Annotated in this window: 22 protein-coding genes and 1 tRNA gene; 4 read left to right on the plus strand and 19 right to left on the minus strand. The window is 30.0% G+C overall.

Features of this window, described 5'->3' with window-relative positions; genetic code table 11:
* The 9 genes from DUT90_RS11265 to msrB form a co-directional block, all read right to left on the minus strand.
* The gene (locus DUT90_RS11265; RefSeq protein ID WP_114427287.1) at positions 1-516 is read right to left on the minus strand and encodes a peptide-methionine (S)-S-oxide reductase; all 516 of its coding nucleotides are present in this window, start codon (positions 514-516) and stop codon (positions 1-3) included.
* A complete protein-coding gene (locus tag DUT90_RS11270) occupies positions 507-1,457 on the minus strand; it encodes an aldo/keto reductase (protein ID WP_114427288.1) in 951 nt (316 codons plus the stop codon). The genes DUT90_RS11265 and DUT90_RS11270 overlap by 10 nt, the downstream gene beginning before the upstream one ends.
* Positions 1,450-3,603, minus strand: a complete 2,154-nt coding sequence (locus tag DUT90_RS11275; protein WP_114427289.1) for a molybdopterin cofactor-binding domain-containing protein — start codon at positions 3,601-3,603, stop codon at positions 1,450-1,452. Before DUT90_RS11275 ends, DUT90_RS11270 begins: the two co-directional genes overlap by 8 nt.
* The gene (locus DUT90_RS11280) at positions 3,596-4,084 is read right to left on the minus strand and encodes a (2Fe-2S)-binding protein (protein WP_114427290.1); all 489 of its coding nucleotides are present in this window, start codon (positions 4,082-4,084) and stop codon (positions 3,596-3,598) included. Before DUT90_RS11280 ends, DUT90_RS11275 begins: the two co-directional genes overlap by 8 nt.
* A gap of 5 nt (positions 4,085-4,089) precedes the next feature.
* Positions 4,090-4,698: a hypothetical protein gene (locus DUT90_RS11285; protein ID WP_114427291.1), complete on the minus strand. Its 609-nt coding sequence runs from the start codon at positions 4,696-4,698 to the stop codon at positions 4,090-4,092.
* A 148-nt stretch (positions 4,699-4,846) separates the two neighbouring features.
* Positions 4,847-6,403, minus strand: a complete 1,557-nt coding sequence (locus tag DUT90_RS11290; RefSeq protein ID WP_114427292.1) for a YdiU family protein — start codon at positions 6,401-6,403, stop codon at positions 4,847-4,849.
* A gap of 15 nt (positions 6,404-6,418) precedes the next feature.
* Complete coding sequence (locus DUT90_RS11295; protein WP_114427293.1) at positions 6,419-6,688, minus strand: GNAT family N-acetyltransferase; 270 nt, start codon at positions 6,686-6,688, stop codon at positions 6,419-6,421.
* 30 nt (positions 6,689-6,718) lie between these two features.
* Entirely contained in the window at positions 6,719-7,255 is a 537-nt protein-coding gene (gene msrA / locus DUT90_RS11300) for a peptide-methionine (S)-S-oxide reductase MsrA (protein WP_114427294.1), read from the minus strand.
* Between the two features lie 23 nt (positions 7,256-7,278).
* Entirely contained in the window at positions 7,279-7,725 is a 447-nt protein-coding gene (gene msrB / locus DUT90_RS11305) for a peptide-methionine (R)-S-oxide reductase MsrB (protein ID WP_114427295.1), read from the minus strand.
* A gap of 187 nt (positions 7,726-7,912) precedes the next feature.
* On the opposite strand from msrB, the gene DUT90_RS11310 reads away from it, so the two are divergent.
* Positions 7,913-9,121 carry a Pycsar system effector family protein gene (locus DUT90_RS11310; protein ID WP_114427296.1) on the plus strand — a complete coding sequence of 403 codons (1,209 nt, stop codon included), beginning with the start codon at positions 7,913-7,915 and terminating at the stop codon, positions 9,119-9,121.
* Between the two features lie 87 nt (positions 9,122-9,208).
* Here DUT90_RS11310 and DUT90_RS11315 read toward each other — a convergent pair whose 3' ends face one another.
* The 3 genes from DUT90_RS11315 to era form a co-directional block, all read right to left on the minus strand.
* Complete coding sequence (locus DUT90_RS11315; RefSeq protein WP_114427297.1) at positions 9,209-11,599, minus strand: GAF domain-containing protein; 2,391 nt, start codon at positions 11,597-11,599, stop codon at positions 9,209-9,211.
* A gap of 76 nt (positions 11,600-11,675) precedes the next feature.
* The gene (gene der, locus DUT90_RS11320) at positions 11,676-12,986 is read right to left on the minus strand and encodes a ribosome biogenesis GTPase Der (RefSeq protein ID WP_114427298.1); all 1,311 of its coding nucleotides are present in this window, start codon (positions 12,984-12,986) and stop codon (positions 11,676-11,678) included.
* 528 nt (positions 12,987-13,514) lie between these two features.
* The gene (gene era / locus DUT90_RS11325) at positions 13,515-14,399 is read right to left on the minus strand and encodes a GTPase Era (RefSeq protein WP_114427299.1); all 885 of its coding nucleotides are present in this window, start codon (positions 14,397-14,399) and stop codon (positions 13,515-13,517) included.
* Between the two features lie 111 nt (positions 14,400-14,510).
* Here era and DUT90_RS11330 point away from each other — a divergent pair.
* Positions 14,511-14,583: transfer RNA gene (locus tag DUT90_RS11330), tRNA-Met, on the plus strand.
* Between the two features lie 185 nt (positions 14,584-14,768).
* Here the strand turns inward: DUT90_RS11330 and DUT90_RS11335 are convergent.
* The 4 genes from DUT90_RS11335 to DUT90_RS11350 all read right to left on the minus strand — a co-directional run bounded on the left by DUT90_RS11335 (position 14,769) and on the right by DUT90_RS11350 (position 17,444).
* Entirely contained in the window at positions 14,769-15,122 is a 354-nt protein-coding gene (locus DUT90_RS11335) for a hypothetical protein (protein ID WP_114427300.1), read from the minus strand.
* A gap of 40 nt (positions 15,123-15,162) precedes the next feature.
* Positions 15,163-15,636: a YHS domain-containing (seleno)protein gene (locus DUT90_RS11340; protein ID WP_114427301.1), complete on the minus strand. Its 474-nt coding sequence runs from the start codon at positions 15,634-15,636 to the stop codon at positions 15,163-15,165.
* Between the two features lie 107 nt (positions 15,637-15,743).
* Complete coding sequence (locus tag DUT90_RS11345) at positions 15,744-16,217, minus strand: nucleoside deaminase (RefSeq protein ID WP_114427302.1); 474 nt, start codon at positions 16,215-16,217, stop codon at positions 15,744-15,746.
* Positions 16,218-16,376: 159 nt separating this feature from the next.
* On the minus strand, positions 16,377-17,444 hold the full coding sequence (locus DUT90_RS11350) for an AraC family transcriptional regulator (protein WP_258848550.1): 1,068 nt from the start codon (positions 17,442-17,444) through the stop codon (positions 16,377-16,379).
* A gap of 305 nt (positions 17,445-17,749) precedes the next feature.
* On the opposite strand from DUT90_RS11350, the gene DUT90_RS11355 reads away from it, so the two are divergent.
* Both DUT90_RS11355 and DUT90_RS11360 read left to right on the plus strand, forming a co-directional pair.
* Positions 17,750-18,175 (plus strand): hypothetical protein, encoded by a 426-nt coding sequence (locus tag DUT90_RS11355; protein ID WP_147266214.1) that lies wholly within the window; start codon positions 17,750-17,752, stop codon positions 18,173-18,175.
* A 107-nt stretch (positions 18,176-18,282) separates the two neighbouring features.
* Positions 18,283-18,789 carry a hypothetical protein gene (locus DUT90_RS11360; RefSeq protein ID WP_114427304.1) on the plus strand — a complete coding sequence of 169 codons (507 nt, stop codon included), beginning with the start codon at positions 18,283-18,285 and terminating at the stop codon, positions 18,787-18,789.
* Positions 18,790-19,670: 881 nt separating this feature from the next.
* Here DUT90_RS11360 and DUT90_RS11365 read toward each other — a convergent pair.
* The 3 genes from DUT90_RS11365 to DUT90_RS11375 form a co-directional block, all read right to left on the minus strand.
* Positions 19,671-20,033, minus strand: a complete 363-nt coding sequence (locus DUT90_RS11365) for a response regulator (RefSeq protein ID WP_181858195.1) — start codon at positions 20,031-20,033, stop codon at positions 19,671-19,673.
* A 103-nt stretch (positions 20,034-20,136) separates the two neighbouring features.
* On the minus strand, positions 20,137-20,790 hold the full coding sequence (locus DUT90_RS11370) for a response regulator transcription factor (RefSeq protein ID WP_114427306.1): 654 nt from the start codon (positions 20,788-20,790) through the stop codon (positions 20,137-20,139).
* On the minus strand, positions 20,787-23,471 hold the full coding sequence (locus DUT90_RS11375) for a PAS domain S-box protein (protein WP_114427307.1): 2,685 nt from the start codon (positions 23,469-23,471) through the stop codon (positions 20,787-20,789). Before DUT90_RS11375 ends, DUT90_RS11370 begins: the two co-directional genes overlap by 4 nt.
* Between the last annotated feature and the right edge of the window lie 46 nt (positions 23,472-23,517).

The following is a 23,517-nucleotide window of genomic DNA, read 5'->3' on the forward strand; positions in this document are numbered from 1 at the left end:
TTACGTAGTCGAAATCAAATGACTTACTTTACTAGTATCTATTTTTGATGAAAATTTTTGAAGTAATAATTTTAGCTTAGGATCTATATAATTTTGACAAAAAGGTTTTTTAGGATTGGCTAAATAATAATTCTGAAATTCTTCCGTAGAGGGTTTAAATTGATGAAAAGCCAATATTTGAGTTATAATTTTGTTAGAAAATTTTGATTGAAATGCTTTAAGAAGTGGTTCAATTTCTTTTTTTTGATGCTCAGAAAAATAGTAAACTGCAGAACGATATTTGTTTCTCATAGAATGATTGCTAGTACTTTTATGAGTTAATAAATGGATGTGCAGTAATGTTTTTAAATCTATATTTTCATTATAATGTACTACAACTGCTTCAGAAAAAGTAGCGTTATCATGTAAAGAAGCTACCCAACCTTGTTCTACTTTGGCAACACCAATTAGAGATTGAAAAACGGCTTCTGTGCACCAATGACAACCTCCTCCAAAAGCAATTCTAGTTAATTCCATTGCAATTGTTTTCTTTCTGACCAGTAAAATTCTGGAGAAATATTAAAAGATTGTAATGTTTTCATATCCTCATCAGAAAGCAACAAAGAAGATGCTTTTAAGTTTTGGTGCAACTGTTTTGTAGAGCTTGCACCACTCAATACAGTTGCATTTGGTATGCTTTGCAAACAAAACTGCAATGCAATGGCATCTACACCAACATTGTATTTTAATGTCAAATCTTTCAACTTGCCATACATAGCTGTGTAGTTTTGATAGTTTGTATTCGGAAAAACTCTACCATTTGCTAGAGCTTCTTTAATCACTATCGACTTTTTTTGACGAATCAATTCATTAGCAATAGCTAAAAAACTTTGATCTAAAAAGTTGTAAGTAACTTGAAAAACGTCAAAAATAGGAGATTCATCTACTAGAACCTCTAATGCTTTTTTTATGATTTCTACTTGATTTGATCCAGAAGTAGTGATGCCGATTTTTAAATTGTACTCTTTTTTTAAAAATGCCAATTGTTTTAAAACTTCAGAATTTTCTAAAACTCCTGTGTCTAATGTTGCTGAGTGAATTTGATATACCTTTAAATAAGGCAAAAGTTGTTTAGAAAAATGCCATTGCTCATTTAGTTTTTGCAAACTATGTTCTTTAACCTCGTGTACTTTTGCGTTGGCGTTAAAGTTTGCTGTATATGTATATCCCCATTTTGTAGCTACTTGTATGCTGTTGTCATTTTTTGTTTGTAACCATTCTAATAACAATTCTTCTGCTAAACCATAACCAGGTGCAGTATCAAAATATCGTACGCCTGCTTTGTACGCTTCTTCTAAGACAGAAAAACTTTGTGCTCTAAATGCTGAAACATCAGAATTATCGCAATTTTCAAGACGAATGTTTATGTATTGAGGTCTTCCTAAAGCAGCTGTACCTAAACCTATCTTTTTATTCATGTAATTGTAATGGTAAATTGGTTAATCTTTTTCCTGTTAATCTTCTCACTGCATTAGCAATGGCTGCTCCAATTGGTCCCATAGGGGGCTCTCCAACAGGTAAAGGAATATCTTTTCCTTGAATAAAATGGATGTCTATTTCTTTGGGCGCATGTTTTATTAGTGCCATGTCATAAGGCCCGTATATGGTTGGATGTAACGCACCATCTTTAAGTGTCATTTTTTCAAACATGGCAGCACTCATTCCCATAATTATGGCACCTTCACATTGCGCTTTAACCTGATCTGGATTGACAATAACACCGCAATCAAAAGCACAAGTTACCTTGTGCACTTTAATTTGATTGTTTTCTATAGAAACTTCGACAACATGAGCGGCAGGCGAGTTTGTATCTATAGAAGCAGCAAAACCCATTGCTTTTCCGTTTGTAATGTTATCGTTATAATTTCCTTTTTCAGAAGCCAATGTTATAACATTATACAGTCTTTTCTGATTGCCTTTATTATCAATACTAGCCAAACGAAAATGGATAGGATTTTTATTTGCTTTTATAGCCATTTCATCTATAAAACTTTCTATAGCAAAAGTATTTGCCAACAACCCTAAACTACGCCACCAACTTGTTGCAAAAGGTAAGGTCTGATGCCATTGAACAGCTCTATAATTGGGTATTTTGTCATACATAATATGTGCACCACGCATGGCGCCAATATCTGTACCCAAAACAGTAGTAGCAATTTTAGGCATCATAATAGAATTGACAGAAACATCTCCACTAGCATAATGATGTTCTAAAGTATCTAAAAAGCCTTCTTTGTTAAGTTTTCCTTTAACGATATGATGTGTAGGAGGTCTAAACAAATCGTTCTGAAATTCTTCTTTTCTACTAAAGATATATTTTACGGGCTTACCCACGACTTTAGAAAGCTGTACGGTTTGTATTGCATGATTGGTATTTAACCTTCTTCCGAAACCACCACCGAGGTAAGTAGGAATAATATTTACATTTTCTTTATTTACATCTAATGCTTTTGCAACTGCATTTTGTGTTAAACCAGGAACTTGAGTAGATAAAATTACTGTAATATTGCCATGATTATAATTGGCTACAGCTGCATTTGGTTCTATTTGAGCATGTGCACCTAAAGGGCTTGTAAATTGAATGCTTGTGGTATCTTTATCATTAATGTCTAGTGCATTTCCTTCTTTTTGGGTAATCATCTGTTTGCCTTTACCTACTTTAAGCATTTCTCTTAATTCTTCTTCTGTCCAAAGTTTTTCAATGTTCCAATCTATTTCTATAGTTCTTTTTGCAGCCAAAACTTGCGGATACGATTTAGCAATAATACCAACCCAATCATCAATTTGAACAATTTGTACAACACCACTCATAGATTTAGCAGCAGAAAAATTTGCCTTTTTAAAAGTAGCACCTACAACACTTGGTCTAATTATACTAGCGTATAACATCTCTGGCATTGTTGCATCTAAACCAAAAATAGGATCACCAAAAACTTTTGCATTTAAATCTATACGTTTAATAGGTTTACCAATAAATTTATAGTTTTTTACGGGTTTTAAATCAGGTGTGTCTGGTATTTCCCATTCCGTAATTCCATTGGCAATTGCAGCATAGGCAATGGTTTCTTTTCCGTTAGAAATTTGCCCTTCTTTTGTAGTTAGTAATGCAATATCAGTATTCAATTTTTTAGCGGCTTCAATTTTCAACATTTCTCTCATGGTGGCAGAAAGTTCTCGAAGTGGTGTCCATAAACTACTTACAGATAAGCTACCGCCTGTGGCTAAAGCATCTACAATTCCTGTTTTTGTTGCTGCACCAATAACTTCTATTTGGTCTATTCTCAAATCCATTTCATCAGCAATCATTTGAGCAAAGCCTGTAAAAGCACCTTGTCCCATTTCTACTTTGGGAGAATGGAAAATAAGGGTGTTTTTTGCGGTGAGTTCAAACCATAAATTGGGTTCAGTTCCGCTTCCCACGTAAGTGGGAGGTAAGGTTTCTACCATACCCAAAACTTTTCTTCTAAGAGGATTTCTAAATGCATAAGTGCCTATGGCAAGAACACCCAAAGTGCTTAATCCACCTCTAACTAAAAATTTTCTGCGAGATATTTTCTTAGTCATTTTTATCAGTTTTAGAGTTGGTTTTATGCAAATCTACTGCTCTATGTATGGCTTTACGTATTCTGTAGTAGGTAGCACATCTGCAAATATTAACAATATTGTTGTCTATATCTTTGTCTGTTGGATTTGGGATTTCATTTAATAAAGCAGCTGTAGCCATCATAAAACCTGGTTGGCAATAACCACATTGAGGAACAACCTCTTCAATCCAAGCTCGTTGTACAGGATGAGGATTTTCTGGAGTTCCTAAACCTTCTATGGTAGTAATATTCTTGCCCTGAGCATATTTTATAGCATAGGAACAAGACCGAACAGCTTGCCCATTAACATGCAACGTACATGCGCCGCAAGCGGCTTTACCACAACCAAACTTAGTACCTTTTAGATTTAGTACGTCACGTATTACCCAAAGTAGTGGTGTGTTTTCATCTTCAATTTCTATAGTTGATGGTTTGTTATTTATAGAGAATGATATTGTCATTAGCGTTATTTTTTTTGAGGAATAATTGCACCGTCTTTAAACCACTGTTTCACTACTTTTTTATATTCTTCTAGAGGTACAGGTGGTTTTTCACGAGGAATACCTGCTGCGTTTATACCCGGATTCCAAGCCCATAAAACCAAAGAATGTTCTGTTAAATGATGCATGGTTTCTTCATTTGTTCTACCACCATTTCGTTTAGAGTCTAATATTGACGCTGCAATTTCATAGCGGTCTAGACCTTCCCACTTCATACTATGTGGTGCCAAGGCCCATTCTGGATTTCCAGGAACGCCAGCATAATCATTATTTTCTGATTGATGACAAGTAGTACATTTTGTAGCTTGGTAACCCATATTATTTTGTCCGCCAGAGATGCCAAAATAGTGAGGGTGACTATCTTCGCCTTGTTTCGGAATGTTATCATTTGGATGACAATTTACACAACGTTTGTGTGTGAGAACATCCATCATCTTATGAAAATTTTTCTCATTTTCTGATTGTTCTTCAACAACGATATACGTCTCTATATGTGTTCTAGAATAGTTAGAAGCCACTAAAATTCCTGCTACAAGAAATAACGGAATTAAAAGCTTTTGAATTGATAATTTCATTAAGGTTTTTTAATAGAAAGTAAGCATTTATATAAAAAAGATACCTTAAAGTTACTGTTTTTTATTGAGTTTTGTTTGTTAGATGCCAGAAAATTTTAAGCTAAAGACACATTTATAAATAAAGAAAGTAGTATCTATTATTTACCTTTTAAGAGCTGCAAGATAACATAGAGCAACCTACTTTGTGTCTTGCCCATTCTGGTCTTTTTGCAAACCATTTTTCATTTTCAGGTTGTTCTTCATATGGTTTTTTAAGAAGAATGTAAAACTCATCAATTAAATCGTAATTACCTTTATCTGCAGCATCAATAGCCAATTGCGCCATGTAATTGCGTAAAACGTATTTAGGGTTTACAGCATTCATTTTCTCTTTTCTTTGTTGATGAGAAAGTTTTTCTTCTTGCAATCTTTTCGCGTATATTTTTAACCAAGAATTCCATAATTTTTTTACTTCATCAGAGATGTTTTCAAAATTATAAAATGCATCCTCAATCACTTTTAATCCAGTATTTTGATCAGAAAAATTACTTAAATTTCGAAAAAAGATAGTCATATCTGTTTCTACTAATTGCAACGTATCCTCTAGATTTTGAATGATACCCAAGTCATTTTTATTCTCTGTAAAAAAACCTAACTTAGATTTCATCATTGCTAAAGACTGCTTTTCAAAATCTGTTTTATAGTCTGCCAATACGTTTTCTAAAGGAGGAATTTCTTCAATTAACGGATATAAAGCATTAGCAAGTTGAAACAAATTCCATAATCCCATATTGGGTTGATTGCCATATCTGTAGCGTTTGTTTTGTCTGTCTGTTGTATTGGGTGTCCATCCAAAATCAAAACCTTCTAACCAACCATAAGGACCATAATCTATGGTTAGCCCTAAAATAGACATGTTATCTGTATTCATCACTCCATGAACAAAACCTACGCGTTGCCAATGAATAATCATTTCTAAAGTTTGTTTAGAAACTTCTTGAAAAAATTTAAGATAAACTTCTTTTGATGGTTTTCCTAAATGGGCAAAATGATGTTTTATGGTATAGTCTGTTAAGATTTTTAAATTTTTTACATCGTTTCTAGCAGCAAAAATTTCAAAATTACCAAAGCGTAAAAAAGATGGAGAAATTCTAGAAACAATTGCTCCTTTTTCATACGCAGGATTTCCATTGTATAATATGTCTCGTAAAACATTGTCTCCAGACAAACTTAATGATAAAGACCTTGTTGTAGGAACTCCCAAATGGTACATGGCTTCTGCACACAAATACTCTCTTATAGAAGAACGTAACACAGCTAAACCATCCGCAGTTCTAGAATATGGTGTTTCTCCAGCTCCTTTTAATTGTACTTTCCAGTTCTTGTTTTGATGTTCAATTTCAAACAGATTAATGGCTCTTCCGTCTCCTAATTGTCCAGCCCAATTGCCAAATTGGTGTCCACCATAGCACATGGCAAAAGGTGTTGTATTAGGATAAATTTTATTACCTGTAAATACATTTTTAAAAAAATCTGATTTCGTTTCCTTTAATGAAATTCCTAATTGATTAGCCATTTCTTTAGAGGTATGAATAACTTTTGGAGCACTGGTTTTTTTAGGATTAACATAAGAAAAAACGGCATTATGTACTTGTCTTCTGGAGTTTTCAAGAATTTTATCTGCTGGTAATTCTGATGTAAATGTGTTGTTAAGGCTTAATTGCATTTTAGTATTGCTAAACTATTCTATTATATGTTTCCATTTTTCACTTCGTGAAGCTACCAATTTTATATAGCCGCATATAGCTACAGCCTTGTAGCCTTCTTTTGTCAAGTGCTCAAATGTTTTTTCTACTAGTATTTTACCTATTCCTTGACCTCTTAAATTGTGCGGAACTTCTGAATACACCAAATACATTTTATCATTTTTTAAGGTGTAGTCTACTTTAGCTATTGCTCCGTTTACATCTAATGTAAATCTATTGTTCTTAGCATCGTGTGTAAATTCCATAATTTTTAATTCTTTCTAAATTGAACTCTTTTAAACCAATTTATCTGCATGCAGTTTTCTTAATTTCGCCAATTTAGGAGCAATGACAAAACTACAATATCCTTGTTGAGCGTTTTCTCTATAATAATTTTGATGTTCTTGTTCAGCTTCATAGAAAATAGCTAAAGGACTAATTTCGGTCACAATTTTATCTTCAAAATACTGCTGAAGTTGCTTTATAACCTCTGTGGCAATTGTTTTTTGATTTTTATTATGATAAAAAATTACTGAACGGTACTGGGTTCCTCTATCTGCACCTTGTCTGTTTAACGTTGTAGGGTCATGTGTTGTCATAAAAATGACTAAAATTTCTTCAAAAGAAATCATATCAGCATCAAAAGTAAGTTGAATTACTTCTGCATGACCTGTTAATCCAGAGCAAATTTCTCTATATGTTGGTTTTCCTGGGGCGTTACCACCAGAATAACCAGACACAACTTTTTCAATTCCTTTTACTTCTTGAAATACAGCTTCTGTACACCAAAAACATCCGCCACCTAGAGTAGCAGTTTGTATATTTTTATTCATTTTTTGTTTAAAATGCTATTATGTTATTTTTGTTCTAACACCATAGATTCAGAATTTATGCAATATCGTAAACCACTTGGTTCTGGGCCATCAGGAAAAACATGACCCAAATGCGCATCGCACGTGTTGCATAAAACTTCAACTCTAACCATACCAAAAGAAGTGTCTTTGTAGTATTTGATTGCGTTTTCTTGTATGGGTTGTGTAAAACTTGGCCATCCAGTACCAGAGCTAAATTTTATAGTAGAATCAAATAAAGGAGTATTACAACATACACAGTTGTATTGTCCTTCATCATAACTACTACACAAAGCTCCACTATGTGGTCTTTCTGTTCCTTTTTGCCTGGTAATTCTAAATTGCTCTGGAGTTAGTAGAGCTTTCCATTCTGTATTGGTTTTTTCAATTCTCTTTTCAGGAATTGGGTTTCCTTTAGTTGCGAAGTGAATCACTTCTTTCCAAGTAAGCATATGTTAATTTCCTTTCTTTTTTAATTTGTATTGATATGCTTTTATTTTAGACGTAAAAACGTTTGTAAACTTGCAAATAATGCTTAATTTGTAAGTCTTGAAAGCAATACATAAATTTACGACGAATATTCTCGAAGACTTTGAGCTAATTATAGTTTCTTCTTATTTGTTAATAAAATAATCTTACATGAGTACTTTAATTGTAGACGCAGAAAAATTTGTTTTTAATCTATTAAGCACCGAGTTAAATACCAATTATGTGTATCATAATCTAGCACATACGCAACGTGTAGTAGAAAAAACTAAAGAGATTTCTGAAAGTTTAGAACTTTCAAAAACGGATACTGAAAACTTAGAAATAGCGGCTTGGTTTCATGATACGGGTTATATAAAAGGAGCAAAAAATCATGAACAAGAAAGCGTAAAAATTGTTAGTGAGTTTTTAGAAGAGAAAAAAGTACCTGCTAGCAGAATAGATATAATATCTAAGTTAATTTTAGCCACTAAGATGGGGCATGAGGTAACTAATGATTTAGAAAAAATTATTGTTGATGCAGATTGCGCACATTTAGCTTCAAAAAGTTTTTTTGATTTTACATCTTTACTCAGAAAAGAATGGGAACTTACAGGTTTTAAAAAATTTTCTGATGTAGATTGGGTAAAAAGTAATATTGAATTCTTATCTCAACAACATAGATTTAAAAGTGATTTTGCACTTAAAAATTGGACAAAAAGAAAAGAAAAGAACCTATCTAAATTAATTAAAAACCTTAAAAGTTTAAAAGGAGATTTAAAGAAATTTAATCAAAAACAAGAAGCCTTAGTTTTAAAAAAAGAGAAAATAGAAGCTCCTGAACGTGGTATAGAAACAATGTTTAGAGTAGCGTTAAGAAACCATATTACATTAAGTGATATTGCAGACACCAAGGCAAACATTTTACTTTCTGTAAATGCAATTATTATTTCTTTAGCATTATCCAACTTATTACCAAAATTAGATAATCCGTCTAATGCACATTTATTTGTACCTACTATTGTTTTTGTAATGTTTACAGTGGCATCAATTATTTTGTCGGTTTTAGCAACCAGACCTAATGTTACAAGTGGACAGTTTACCAAAGAGGATGTGGCAAATAAAAAAGTAAACCTTTTATTTTTTGGTAATTTTCATAAAATGAAATTAGAAGATTTTGAGTGGGGTATTCAAGAAATGATGAAAGATAGAGATTATTTGTACGGTTCTCTTACAAAAGATTTGTATTTTTTAGGATTGGTTTTAAATAGAAAATACAGTCTATTAAGGTTAACATATACCGTTTTTATGTTTGGTATTATAATAAGTGTAATTTCTTTTGCACTTTCCTTTTATTATCAAACTCCACCAACAGGAGTTTAATAACATTAAATACGTTTATTTAGTAATAAGAGTTTGTATTGGTTTTCTCTTTCTAATAAGTATTGAAACTATTTTTATCAACCTTTACTAAGATTCTATTTCTTTAATAAGATCAGCAAAAGAAAATGTATTGTTATTTTCTTTAAAGTCTTTTTTATACAATACTTCTACGCGTAAAGCCTTAAGACCAGAAACTCCTTGTAACTCTTCAAGTTCTAAGTATTCTAGTTTTCCTAATTGTTTTTTAGACTGTAAATAATTAATATACTTGGTGTATTCTAAAGCATCTTTGTCTTGAGAATAAACAATAGCTATTTTTCCAGGAACTGTAAGTCTTTCTTCTGTACCTTTTATATGAGCTTTGTCAATTCGTTTTTTGATAATTTCATAACGTATGTTGTAAGCACCATCTACATCAAATTGCTTTTCATCCATTCTAAATTTTATAGCCATGGCATTGCTATGTACTAAAATTAGTGATGCAACTCGCAACTCATTTTTCATATTTTTACGCTCAAAATAAGCAACGTTTTCCATTTCATAAGTTACTTGAAGTTGCCATAAGCGTAGGTTGTATAAATACAGTTTGTCAAAAGGTTTAGATTTGGTTATAGACTGCCCAATGTACATGTTGTATTCTACTCCATCAGTTTTGTAACGCTCAAAATAATGAGGAAACATCTCTTGAGCTACTTTCTGTTTCTTATCTATAAATCGTGCTAATTTATCATTTAATAAGGTTACACTATCTTCATATTCTTTTCTACGTTCGTAAACAACATTTAAATTGTCATCTAAACGATTCATGTAAACTTCTACTTTATCAGCATGTTTTTTACTAATTTCTTTAATATGATTAAAAACAGGATAAATATCTTTATTTAAAAAATCTAAAATACTTATTTCATCACCAGCATTTAAACCACTTTTAACATCATTTAAATAAGAAGAAACTCTAAACATGAGTTCGTTGTAAATGGGTAATTTTTCTGTTTTACAAGCATCTTCTAATACCGAAATAGCAAGTGTTAGTTGTGTTGTTAAGTCTTCTTTAATAGCAATGTTTCTAGCTGTAGAAGATCCTTTAATATCACTTTGACCATACAAGGGATACACATCTTTAAAGATAATTTGATCAAGTTTGGCATTATCATTTACTTGACTTTCAAAATGATATTTTTCTGCAGCCTCATAAAAACGCCATTTCACAGAATTATGAATAGAAGTATAGTTTTCTTGAATGGTAGCTTCTAAAACATTTTGACGTTCTTCTGATGTTCTTTTTACAGCAGCTTCAAAAACAGGAATAATATCTTTTAACTTATTAATATTAACAGAGTTTAAATCGTAAGCCCTTGGTGAAGCAAGTTCAAGTAAAGCTAAATCTCCGTTTTGAGTTGCTTTTATAGGTACTAGTATAATACTTTGTATACCAGAATCATGTAAATTTTGATAAAAAGGATTTTTTTCTGTGTGTTTGCCGTATTCTTCTAAATCAGAAATAACAAAGGTTTCATGATTTTTAAAAACCTTTTGCATAATTCCGTCACAAAAATAATCTTCATTACACTTAATCTCTACATGTTTATTTAGTATGATACTATTTGATTTTTTTATAGAAGTTTCGCAAACCTTATTGTTTACATTATCAAATATAGAATAACCTAATTTTAAATCTTTTATGGCATAAAAGTCTCTTAAGTTGTTTTGAAGTCTAAAAATTAAATCATCATCTCCAGACAAAAGATTTGCTTTTATAGCAGACAGCATTTCTTCAGACGTAACATCAAATAAATTAACCAAGCCAAAACCTTTGAAAATATAGCTTTTTGGAGGAAATTTTTCTTTCCATAAATCTATATTTTCAAAGTTGTTTAACAACTCTTTAAAGTCTTCTTGTGTTAATTTAGGAGCGTTTTTTGTAGGTGTTATTTCAGAGAAATCACCGTTAAAAGCTGCTCTGTAGTATTTCATTGTTCCTGATGTTTGATCAGGAATATCAAAATAAAAAGGTCTTTTTATATCTATATTAAACCCGTAAACAAAACCTAAAATAAATGTACATGCCATAACGTACATACTGTCATCTTCAAAATTACGGACACTGAATTCATAATTATCACCAGCATTGTTTATGATATTTTCAAACCTATCTGAAAATTTAAAAGAGGTGAAAGAAAAAGGAAGACATACAGCTTTAATTTCATTTGACCTTAATGGTTCTGGAAACAATGGGTCTAACAGTAAATCTATTTGTTCTTTGTAAGTTTCTAGTAAGCTATAATCTGAAAATCCTTCATTTAATTCTGGATTTTCATTAAATAAATCTAACATTTTTTTAGCTGAACCATGAAAAGGATGATTAGCATAATCTTGGTGTGCATATTTTTCAAATAACACAAACACCTTTTTAAAAGAGATATTGAGTTGAAGAGGTAATTCTACTTCTTTAATTTTGTTAGATTGAATTATTTTCATTGCTCAAAAAGTTAAAAATGGCTTACTATTTTAGACGCTTTATACAAACTAAAGTTACAATTTTTTTTTTTACTACTTATTTTTGTCTAAAATAAATGGTAATAGGTATACCTGTAAAGTTGTAAATTTCTCTTAGTTTATTTTCTACAAAACGCTTGTAAGGATCTTTTACATACTGAGGTAGATTACAGAAAAATGCAAATTGTGGTGTTGGCGTAGGCAATTGCATACAATATTTTATTTTGACAAACTTACCTTTAGTTGCAGGAGGCGGATAGCTTTTTACCACTTCTAACATGGTGTCATTAAATTTACTGGTAGGAATTCTGTTTTTTCTATTTTCAAAAACCTCAACAGCAGTCTCTATGGCTTTAAATAAACGCTGCTTTGTTAGCGCAGAAATAAATACGATGGGCACATCTGTAAAGGGTTCTATTTGTTTACGAACTGCGGCTTCAAAATCTCGCATCGTATTGGTTTCTTTTTCAACCAAGTCCCACTTATTAATTAAAATAACAACTCCTTTTCTGTTTTTTTCTGCCAACCAAAAAATATTTTGATCTTGCCCTTCAAAACCACGAGTAGCATCTACAACCAAAATAATAACATCAGAGTATTCTATAGAGCGCACAGCACGCATTACAGAATAAAATTCTAAATCTTCTTTTACTCTTGATTTTTTTCTGATACCTGCGGTATCTACCAGATTAAAATCAAAACCAAATCTATTGTATTTGGTATCTATAGAATCTCTAGTTGTACCTGCAATATTGGTTACGATATTTCTATCTTCTCCAATTAATGCATTTATAAATGAAGATTTACCAGCATTAGGTCTTCCTACTACGGCAAATCTTGGCAATTCTTCTTTTTCTAAATCTACTTCTTCTGGTTCTGGCATTTTTTCTGAAATTGCATCAAGCAAATCACCTGTTCCGCTACCATTAATAGAAGAGATAGTGTGATAGTCTCCTAAACCTAAATTGTAGAATTCTACAGCATCTGCAGCTCTCATTGCGTTGTCTACTTTGTTAACCGTTAAAAAAATAGGTTTTTTAACTTTTCTAAGCATTTTAGCAACTTCATCATCCATAGGTGTTATACCTTCTTGAACATCTACTACAAAAACAATAATATCTGCTTCATCTATAGCTAGTGCAACTTGTTTTCTAATTTCTTCTTCAAAAATATCATCAGACCCTACAGCATAACCACCAGTATCTATTACAGAAAATTCTTTACCATTCCAGTCAGATTTACCATAATGTCTATCTCTGGTTACTCCGCTAACAGAATCTACAATGGCTTCTCTACGTTGAACCAACCTGTTAAAAAGTGTCGATTTTCCAACATTAGGTCTTCCTACTATGGCAACAATGCTATTCATTTTGAATTGAAATTTTTTGCAAAGATACAATTTACTACATGATAAATAATTGTTAATTCTAACAGTTTAAGAAAGTATAATATGAGTAACAATAGCAACTTATGTATCAAAAAAAAGATGGTGTGATTACCCCTTGTGCATTACGATTTAACAATAGTTTAAAAATATTAGTTAGCGTAATTTATTGATAAAAAAATTGTATAAAGGACTACTAGGGAAGCTAAAATTTTTATTCTAGATACAAATTTCACTCCTAGAATTGACTAGAATTGACAAAGTTTCATTAAAACCTATAACAGGTTATCATTAATTTTTAATTAAGGTTTTAAGAAAACTTAGAAAAATAGATGTAAATAATTAAAGCTTATTAAAATACAATGGTATTTGTGGAATTTAGTATAGAAGAAAGTGTGTTTTTTCTATTGCTATTCTTTGCAGTAAAACTAAGTAAGAGTGTAAGCAAGAAAAAAATGGAAAAACTACATGAATTTTTAAGAAATATACTTAAAAAGTAAAATTTATCTGAAACTATTTTTGATTATACCCAAATCGTTTTAGTTGATTTTTATCGCTTCTCCAGTTTTTATTTACTTTAACATACAACTCAATAAAAACTTTTTTCTGAAAAAAACGTTCTAAATCTTTTCTAGCTTCTGCTCCAACTCGCTTTATAGCAGAGCCTTTATGCCCGATAATAATCCCTTTTTGAGTGTCTCTTTCTACCATGATAATAGATCGAATTCTCACAATATTTTCTTCTTCTATAAAACTTTCTGTTTCTACTTCTACAGAGTATGGAATTTCTTTTTTATAGTGCGTTAAAATTTTTTCACGAATTTTTTCATTAACAAAAAAACGTTCTGGTTTATCTGTTAATTGATCTTTAGGATAAAAAGGAGGAGCTTCTGGAAGAAGTTCGATAATTTTATAAAAAACAGATTCTACATTAAAACGTTCTAGGGCAGAAATGACATAAACAAAAGAGTTGGGTACTTTTTCTCGCCAATAGACAATTTTTTTATCAACTTCTTCTTTAGTAGACTTATCAATCTTATTTAATAATAAAATTACAGGAATTTTACTATTGATTATTTTAGTAAAGAAAGCTTCATTTTTTAAAGCGGTTTCTCCAACTTCTACCATATAAATAAGAACGTCTGCATCATCTAAAGCAGATTTTACAAAATCCATCATAGAAGCTTGTAATTCATAAGCAGGTTTTATAATTCCAGGTGTGTCTGAAAATACAATTTGGTATTCTTCATGATTAACGATACCTAAAATACGGTGTCTTGTTGTTTGTGCTTTAGGAGTAATAATAGATAATTTTTCGCCCACCAAAGCATTCATCAATGTAGATTTACCCACGTTAGGGTTACCAATAATGTTAACAAAACCAGCTTTATGAATCATAATACAAATATAGTTTGTTTTGGGACGCGACTATAATTTAAGATGATAAAAAAATAAATGAAATAAAATTTGGAATATACTTTCTTTGTGTTGTATATTTGCAGTCCAAATCGCGGGATAGAGCAGTAGGTAGCTCGTCGGGCTCATAACCCGAAGGTCACTGGTTCGAGTCCAGTTCCCGCTACAAAACTCAAGACAAAAACCAGATTGTTAATTAACAATCTGGTTTTTTGCTTTTTAAATGCAAACTCACTTTACAAATGGCGATAAAAATGAATAGTATTATCATAAAAGAGCAATTAATTTTATACAAAAAATCAACTGCTCTATAATTTAAAATCTATTTGTAAAGGTTCTTTTGAGTGATGTTTATACTGATAACTCAGATTTATGTAAACTAACTACAGCTAAAACTGCAATTCCATTAATCCAATAATAATAAGCATCTACACCTTGAAAAGAAAAGACAAAAGGGGCAATAATGAATACTATTGCTACTAAAAAGTCTATCGTTAAATGTAATTTATAGGATAACACTTTAATAATCCCTAAATGATGATCTGTTAGTATTGTTAAAATAAATGCTGCTATTCCTGTTGCAACAGATAGTTGCAGTGCTAACGGGTTTGAGTCTCCTAGCCCTAGTAAAAAAGGTAATGTTATTAGTGCTATTGCTACAGGGTAATCTAAAAATGCGTGAATTCTTTTTGTTATAAATTTCATAATTACTAGTTTTATTTGATTGTTATTATCTGTTTATTTATTAATTGTGTGTTTTACTTAATTTCTCCCAGTTTTTATCGGCTACTTTTTTCAATTTGTTATGGTTGTTTTCAGCCAACCACAATTGTTTAGCATCAAGTTCTACATTGTTTAAATACAAATAATACTTGCCGTCTTCCACGATAAATTTATTTGGGTCTACTCTAAATTTTGCACCAGCATATATTCCAAAGGCACAAAAACCACCAAATTCTGGCATATACTTAGCGGGGTTTTTATCAAAAGTTGTTTTTTGTGCTGCAGAAGTAAAGTAATAGTATACTTTATTGTATTCTGATTTAAAGTTCTTGTTTCCAATTTGTGCTAACCCTAAATCTAAATACGATACTGGACTATAACCCTGTAACGCAATGTTACTATTGTCTATGTTATTTGCTTTATTGTCTTGAGCAAATACTATTGAACTTACTATTAATGCTAATCCTAAAATTGATGTTTTTACTAAAATTTTCATTCTTGTTGTTTTTAATTGATGTTTTTTTTTGATTATTATACTGCAAAGATGAGACAGAATTAAAGTTAAGATGCTACCAAAAAAGGACTAAGAATTGTACTTTTTATTTATTGTATTTTTTGTTTTAATAACCAGTCTTTAAATACTTGAGTTGCTTTATCGTTTTTAATCTGAACCATTTCAAACTTTTTAAAATCACTTTTATTAACATTTTTTCTTTTTTCAACCAACTCAAATGCATCAGGTAATCCAAAATCAAATACATCTTTTCTTGAACACGAATAGTAGACCATTTTTATTTGAGACCAATGTATTGCAGATAAGCACATAGAACAGGGTTCGCTACTTGTAAAAAGAGTACAACCACTCAAATTAGTACTTTTTAAATTTTGAGAGGCATCTCGTATTGCTTCTATTTCCGCGTGTGCTGTTGGATCATTTTTTATTCTAGTAGAGGCTTTACCTTTACCTACTATTTTATCATTATAAACAATAACACAACCAAAAGGAGTTCTTAATTTATCTTCTAAGCATTGATGTGCAAGTGTTATTGCTTCACTTATGTAATATGATTTATTCATTTGTATATATTTTAGAGTTATTTTATGTAAAAAGCACAGTAGTTACTAATAGAAATTTGAATGCAAAGTTTAATTAGTTAACTGAATACGTATACCTTTTGTAGTTTTGACATCACAAAGATGGGGAAGAACAGAGTTGTAAAGGCTACAAGAAAAGTACTAAGAATTGTACTTTTTTTGTTTAAATTCTGTTGGGGTCAATTTTGAATAATGTTTAAAGAATCTTGAAAAGTGATTTGGTTCTTCAAACCCTAATTGTCTTGAAATTGAGACAATCGATTGCCCTTCTAAAATCATTAATTTAGCAGAGTTGATTAGCTCTAGGCGTATAAGTTGCCCTATAGAAGTATTCATTTTAGCTCTAACTTTGTTAGACAATGCTTTAATAGAAAGGTTCATTTTGTTAGCATAAAAATCAAGAGATCTTTCTTGAGTATGGTGTTTTTGAAGCAGGTTTAGAATGTCTTGTGAAAATAAATCTCTGTTTTTATAATCAAAATTATTTCTAAACTGCTTTGGGGTTTGTCCGTTAGTGTTTTTAAAAACTCTGTTAAAATACGCATCATCTTTGTATCCAAGATCGTAAGCTATCTCTTGAATACTTTTGTCTGTAAATGCAATTTGTTTTTGGCTTTCTTGCAGTTTTTTAGAAGTCATTAAATTCTTAACAGATAAACCAATTTTATCTTTAATTAATGCCTGAGCATTGTAGCCTCTATCGTTAATTAAGTTTACTAAATCATCGCTTGTTAAATTGTTAGAGTACTCTTTATCAATAATATCTTTTGTGTCAAAAATAACCTGATACTCTTCTTTGTTAGCTTTAAAAGGATTTTGCCAAAACCATTGTTTAGAAGAAATGTCTATGATGTCAGCAGAATTATTAGTTAATGTTGTTTCAGAAAGAAAAGTATTACACTCTTCACATTCTAATAAATCTATGTAACCTAAAGAAATTAGATGTTTAAATAGCACTCTTACATTATTATCGTAAAACTTATCTTCATTAGAGAATTCAATTCTTCTAACGATAAAATTATCTGACAAAAATTTGATATACTGTCCTTTTTCTAGAAATATTGCTTTTTCTTGCCAATCAAAATAGTTCTTAAAATCTACTTGTATGCTTCCTTTTCCAGAAAGAATATGAATAAGCGTATGACTTTTTATAAAGTACACTTTATTAATTTCTGGTAAAAATTTTTCTACTTTTTGAATTGGCTGCATTTGTAATTATATCGCCGTAAGCATTTTATGAGAAATCTAAGTTATAAATTTTATTTTAATACCAATAACCCCTTAAAGTCTTTTACTATTTAAAAATTTTTATAAATGTTCATTTAAATTATGATTTTAACAATAAAACATTGTACGTGAGCGTATTAAATTTATTTTTCTATGTTTTTTTGCCGTTTCTATATTAAAAATATCTAGCATTTTATAAAGAATAAGAAAAATGCCTATTGAGCAGAAAGGATATCTGGTATATGTTTGTAGTGTAAAAATTATTAATTAATTAAAAAACATTTATTATGAAAAATTTCCTCCAAATTTCGTTAGTCTTAATTTTAAACTTTTCAATTAACGCTCAAGACCTAGCAATGTCAAATATGAATAACATTAGTAATTATGAAAAAGTTAATGAAGAGATTATACCATTAATAGATGAAACTCACTATACATACAAATATAACGGAAATGATGTTTTGGTAAGTTTCAAAGATGGTGAACACACAGAATATTTTGAAAATAAAAAATACTTTATTAAATCTAAAGTAAGATGGATTTCTAATGAAGAGTGTATCATGACAATCCAATTTTCTAACTTACCTAATTTTCCTTTTAGAAAGGGAACTGAATTAAAAATGAAAATCTTAAAAATAAGAAGAGGTAAGGTTTTTTATCAATCTACTTTAGGAGGAAGAACATGGACTGGTAAAATGAGTATACTTCAATAGTGATTAACCTCCAACATAAAATTTATTACATAGCATAAGTTTTTTAAAAGTAGGGTTGTTTGGAATGACTTTAGTTTTTAAAAATCATAACAAAATATTCCTCCATCATGAAAAAACTATTATTTATAATAACCATATTGAGCGCCCTTACTTTTAATGCTCAAAACAAAGTTGAAATATCTATACAACAAGACCTAAGACTTCTAACAGTAGGAGATGAAAAAGGAAATGATCCTATTACTTTTAACGTTCTTTCCAGATTAGAAGTTCCTGTATTTAATTTAAAAAAGAACCATATACCAGCTTATTTGTCTGTAGAATATGCAGATTTAAAGGGTAGAAATTTTCAACGCTATGCCTTAGGTACGGGTTATGTGGTAAATAAACTTTGTGGAAAATTTGGTGGAGGTGCTTATTTAGACTTTGGAAAAATATATAGAGAAAGTGAAGGTTTTTACAGTTTTAGTTTAAGTGGTGAATTGACTTATAAAATTAGCGAACGTGTCAAGCTAATTTGCTCTCATCAACTTACACAAAGAAACGACCTAAAAACACTTTATAATTCTCAAGAATTTGTGATTAGTGGTTTTGTAGGGGTTAAGTTTGGTTTGTAAGAAAACCCTCTACTAATTATTTTAAGAGCTAAATTGTCAAAACCCCCCGACATTTAGCTCTTTTTTGTTGAGCGAAGTATTCTACTTATGAGTTTTTGTTACATCTAATGTAACAAAAATCTGTTTTTATAGAGTTAATAATACATGATGAAAAGCTATATAAAATTGATTTTAGTAGTATCATTTTTTTATTAAATCATATAGTTAACTCCCTGTAGATTCTACGTTATAAATCAAACCGTTCTCTATTTAGTTCATCTATCTAATAAGACCAATTCTATCTTATAATAAGTAAATCTTGCTTTTATTAGCTAAAACTAATTTTGTAATTTATAGCAGTGTTTTTAGATACTTTTTTATTTAGTAAATAACAAATAACTATTTACTTTAAAATAGAATGCCTAAAGAAACTATAATTTAAAGTTTATTCACTAACATAGGTAATACATCAACTATATAAATTAAAACAAGTTACGTAGGTTGTGTCTTCTTGTATCGTTTTGATATTTTATAGGTGTTTTACAGTAGAAAATTAATTTTATCATTTCACTAGTGTAAGTAGTGTTTTATAAATGAATTTGAAGATGTCTATTTATTGTGTATTGTAACATCTTCTGTATTTTTTGGTTTAATCAGATTATGTTGTTTTATCTTAAAATAGATGGGTAATAATGTGTTTTTATTAAATGAGCAAAGTAAATGTACATTTTTATGACAATAGTCTATACATTAAGTTTCATGTTTTAGAAAGGCATTCTTAAAACATTGATTGATGAGATTTTTAGATTGTGAGTTTGTGTAAAGATCTCAATATTTTTTGAAGAGTGTTATAACAATTAAAATAATTTACTGTTCTCTTTTAAAGAAAAAAAGAAATAGGCTTAGGCATATTTGATTGTATCAATCAAATCGTCAAAACCTTCAGATTTGTCAAAAAATGCCGTTGCTCCATATCTTAAACAAATTCTTTTGAGCTCTGTACTTGTAGAAAAAACAAATACTTTTTTCTCTGTCTTATTCTTTTTAAGCCATCTTAAAACTTCTAAACCACTACCATCAGGTAAACTTAAATCTAGTGTTATAATTTCAAAATTATTTTGATTTAGGTGAGTAAAAGCTTGTTCTAATGTTTCTGTAACAAAAATATCATTTATACTAACAATTTTTTTTGCTTCTTTAGCTATTTTCTCTCTAATATATAGGTTGTCTTCTATGACTAATAAATTGTTAGAACTGGTTTTCAAATTGTTACGTTTAATATCATTAAATTAATAATGTAAATTTAGTAATTTTATTATGTTTATTTAGTAGGCAATATGCTTAATAACTTACAAATAAATATAATGTTTAGGTATCCAATGATGTTAATCCTTTTCTAATAGCGTATTTTGTTAATTCTGAAATAGAAAATAAATCTAATTTTTTCATGATGTTATTTCTGTGAACATCAACAGTTTTTGAACTCAGAAATAAAACCTCACCTATATCTTTAGAGGAATTGCCTTCTGCTATCAGTTGCAATACCTCTTTTTCTCTGGTACTTAAAGCAGCATTTTCTATACTATCTCCTTTTTTAAGAGAAGTCAAAATTTCTTGATCCAATTCTTTGGCCAGATATTTCATATTTCTAGTAACTGTATTTATTGCGGTTACTAAATCTTCAGAATCGCCATCTTTTAATAAATAAGCATAAGCACCAGCATTAAACATACCTTGTATAAATTGTTTACTAGAATGCATAGAAAGTGCAATTATTTTTATATTTGGATGTATTTTTGAAATTTGTTTTGCAGCTTCTATACCATTTAAATCTGGCATAGAAACGTCAATAATAACTACATCAGGAAGTAGTTTTCCGCAAACTTTTATAGCCTCTCTACCGTTAGAAGCTTCACCAATAACAGCTAAATTAGATTTTTGTTCAATGATGTTTTTTAAACCAGTTCGTAACAATTGATGATCATCTGCCAAAACTATTTTTATTTTTTCTGTAAGACTCATTTAGTTGTTGGTATTAAAATAGTAACTGTAGTTCCTGATTGTATTTTAGATGTAATGTAAAATTCACCTTTAACGTTGGCTATCTTCTCTTGGATAGCAAATAAGCCGAATCCAGAACCTGAATGACTTTTATAGTTGTTTAATACAGAAGTGTCAAACCCAACACCATTATCTTCCACTAAAATTTTAACTTGGCAATCATTATCTAATATTTTTATTTTAATATGAGATGCTTTAGAGTGTTTTATAGCATTGGTAAGTATTTCTTGAATACTTCTATAAAGAATGATGGATTTTAACTCGCTAAAGTCTAAATAATCTATTTCTGTATCTAACGAAAATTTAATTTTATGCGTAATTTCTAAATTTTCTAACAACCAATACAAAGCCTCAATGACTCCAAGTTGATATAAGATTGGAGGTGAAAGTTCGTTAGTAATTTTACGGCTTTTTTCAAGAGCATCAGTAATATGATTCTCTATAAATTGTAAGTCATCATCTATACCATTAACTTTAGCATTATTTTTTAGCTGTTTTATCTTCATTTTAGAAATCACTAGTGATTGACTTAAATGATCATGAATGTTAGAGGCAATGTCTTTTTTTTGTTTTTCTTCAATCATCGTAATTTCGTGAGTGAGTTTTTGTAAAGAAGATTGATATTCTTTTATTCTTTGATTTGCCAAAACCCATTCTGTAATATCTCTAGCAGAGGTAACAAAGTAATTTAATTTTTTTCCTTTATAAACAGGTGAAGATAAAAATTCTACCCAAACGTAATTTCCTTTTTTATGTCTTAATCTAAATTGATATGCTTTTTTAGCTTCAGCATCTAAAGCCTTTTGTTTCATATATCGCTGCAATTCTGTTAAGTCTTCAGGATGCACAATAGGAAATATTTTTTTACCAATAAACTCACCTTGTCTATAACCTAATATATCTTTAACAGAAGGTGTAACATATCTAAACGTACTATCAGCATCTTGTAGACAAATAATATCACTAGTATTGTTAGCTAATAGTAAATGCATTTCTCTATTTTCTTCAATTTTAGATCTGATATTTTTTTGCTCTGTTATATCCTGTATTACACCTCTTAACCCTATAACAGTATCTTGTTCATCTGTAATAGGGTATCCAATGGTGTTAATCCATAAAATTTTATTTTCTGTATTCTTTAACCTTAGTTCTAAGTCGTATTTTTTATTGTGTTGAATACTATCTTGAATAGCATTTATTAAAACTTCTCTATCACCTTTTACAAAAAAATTCAAAGCTTCATCTAAAGAAGGAATTTTTCCTACAGGTAACCCATGAATTTTAAAAACTTGATCAGACCATCTTACTTTTTCTGTTATCAAATCAACGTCCCAAGCACCAACTTTTGCCATTTTGCTAGACTCTTTTAAAAGAAACTCACTTTGTTCTACTTTTTCGAGTGTTTTTTTAATTTTTTGTTCGTTTTTTAATAATTTTCTTTCTCGTTTTCTTAAATGGGTGATATCATTCATAATAGCTAAAGCGCCTATTTTATTCCCTTTTTCATCAAAAAAAACAGACCCACTACAAATTACAATTCTTGGTTTTTGATTTTTAGCTTTAATAACCATCTCGTAATTGATAACTTTTTTATTGTTAAATGCTTGTACAAGAGGTATTTCTTCAAAAGTTAATAGTGTTTTTTTATCAGGTTTGTATAATCCATAATGTTCTGCCCATTCTTCTTGTGGCACCTTCATTACATCAATACCATGCCATTTTTTAGCAGTTTTATTAAATAAAACCAATTTACCATTTGCGTCGCAGGCTACCATACCTACAGGATGATTTTCTGCCATTGCAAATGCAAAGTTACTTTGCTTTTGTAATTCTTCTTCTGTTTTTCTAGTAATGGTAATGTCTTCAATATGGATTAAAATAAACTTATCGTTATCAATAGTTATAATTTCTCCAGAAACTAATAAGATTTTTAAATCACCAGATTCTGATACAAATTCAGTCTCAAAATCTTTTATATTTTTATCATTTTTTAGGATAGTGAAGAACGATTGATAAGTCTTAGAAGAAGTCCAAATATTTAATTCTGATAGCTTAAGATTTTTAAGTTCATTAGATAAATGTCCAATAACTTTACAAGTAACATCATTAAAGTTTACAACTTTACCATCACTTAATTTTGAAAGTAGAATAGGGTTAGCACTATTTTGAAGCGTTTTCAAAAAATTATTTTCACTTTCTTTACGTAAAAACTCACTTCTTTTAAGAGAAGAAATATCATCAAAAGTGGTAAAAACCTGGTAGGGTTTTTTGGCTCCTTCTTTGAATTCAGGGATCGCATTAATTTTTATCCATCTGTAGTCTTTTTCCCTAGAATTGATAACACCCATTATTTTGTTCAATATAGGTTTACCAGTTTTTAAAGCAAGTATACTTGGGTGTTTTTCTGCAGGATAATCAGAACCATTTTCATGAATCGATTTCCAATCAGGATCATAAGAACTTTTTCCTTTAATTTGGTCTAAAGAAAGACCTAAAATTTCTAAAGCTGCTGGATTTACATCTATTATTTCTCCTTTGTAATCTTGATAAATCACACCAAGATACATTTTTTCGAATAGAGACTTAAATTTAGAATTTTTGTCTTCTATTGTGTTTGGGGTAGGGCTAGTAATTTTTGACATTTCAATTGGGGGGATTGATACTTGCAATCTTAATTTACTAATACAT

The organism is Polaribacter sp. WD7 (assembly GCF_003335085.1).
Lineage (GTDB): Bacteria > Bacteroidota > Bacteroidia > Flavobacteriales > Flavobacteriaceae > Polaribacter.

Coding starts and splice junctions, on each gene's coding strand:
- DUT90_RS11370 (WP_114427306.1), bottom strand. CDS start 20,790: ATGAGTCTTACAGAAAAAATAAAAATAGTTTTGGCAGATGATCATCAA.
- DUT90_RS11265 (WP_114427287.1), bottom strand. CDS start 516: ATGGAATTAACTAGAATTGCTTTTGGAGGAGGTTGTCATTGGTGCACA.
- msrB (WP_114427295.1), bottom strand. CDS start 7,725: ATGCTTACTTGGAAAGAAGTGATTCACTTCGCAACTAAAGGAAACCCA.
- DUT90_RS11355 (WP_147266214.1), top strand. CDS start 17,750: ATGAAAAATTTCCTCCAAATTTCGTTAGTCTTAATTTTAAACTTTTCA.
- DUT90_RS11310 (WP_114427296.1), top strand. CDS start 7,913: ATGAGTACTTTAATTGTAGACGCAGAAAAATTTGTTTTTAATCTATTA.
- DUT90_RS11315 (WP_114427297.1), bottom strand. CDS start 11,599: ATGAAAATAATTCAATCTAACAAAATTAAAGAAGTAGAATTACCTCTT.
- msrA (WP_114427294.1), bottom strand. CDS start 7,255: ATGAATAAAAATATACAAACTGCTACTCTAGGTGGCGGATGTTTTTGG.
- DUT90_RS11360 (WP_114427304.1), top strand. CDS start 18,283: ATGAAAAAACTATTATTTATAATAACCATATTGAGCGCCCTTACTTTT.
- DUT90_RS11290 (WP_114427292.1), bottom strand. CDS start 6,403: ATGCAATTAAGCCTTAACAACACATTTACATCAGAATTACCAGCAGAT.
- DUT90_RS11275 (WP_114427289.1), bottom strand. CDS start 3,603: ATGACTAAGAAAATATCTCGCAGAAAATTTTTAGTTAGAGGTGGATTA.
- DUT90_RS11375 (WP_114427307.1), bottom strand. CDS start 23,471: ATGTCAAAAATTACTAGCCCTACCCCAAACACAATAGAAGACAAAAAT.
- DUT90_RS11295 (WP_114427293.1), bottom strand. CDS start 6,688: ATGGAATTTACACACGATGCTAAGAACAATAGATTTACATTAGATGTA.
- era (WP_114427299.1), bottom strand. CDS start 14,399: ATGATTCATAAAGCTGGTTTTGTTAACATTATTGGTAACCCTAACGTG.
- DUT90_RS11270 (WP_114427288.1), bottom strand. CDS start 1,457: ATGAATAAAAAGATAGGTTTAGGTACAGCTGCTTTAGGAAGACCTCAA.
- DUT90_RS11280 (WP_114427290.1), bottom strand. CDS start 4,084: ATGACAATATCATTCTCTATAAATAACAAACCATCAACTATAGAAATT.
- DUT90_RS11350 (WP_258848550.1), bottom strand. CDS start 17,444: ATGCAGCCAATTCAAAAAGTAGAAAAATTTTTACCAGAAATTAATAAA.
- DUT90_RS11345 (WP_114427302.1), bottom strand. CDS start 16,217: ATGAATAAATCATATTACATAAGTGAAGCAATAACACTTGCACATCAA.
- DUT90_RS11335 (WP_114427300.1), bottom strand. CDS start 15,122: ATGAAATTTATAACAAAAAGAATTCACGCATTTTTAGATTACCCTGTA.
- DUT90_RS11340 (WP_114427301.1), bottom strand. CDS start 15,636: ATGAAAATTTTAGTAAAAACATCAATTTTAGGATTAGCATTAATAGTA.
- der (WP_114427298.1), bottom strand. CDS start 12,986: ATGAATAGCATTGTTGCCATAGTAGGAAGACCTAATGTTGGAAAATCG.
- DUT90_RS11285 (WP_114427291.1), bottom strand. CDS start 4,698: ATGAAATTATCAATTCAAAAGCTTTTAATTCCGTTATTTCTTGTAGCA.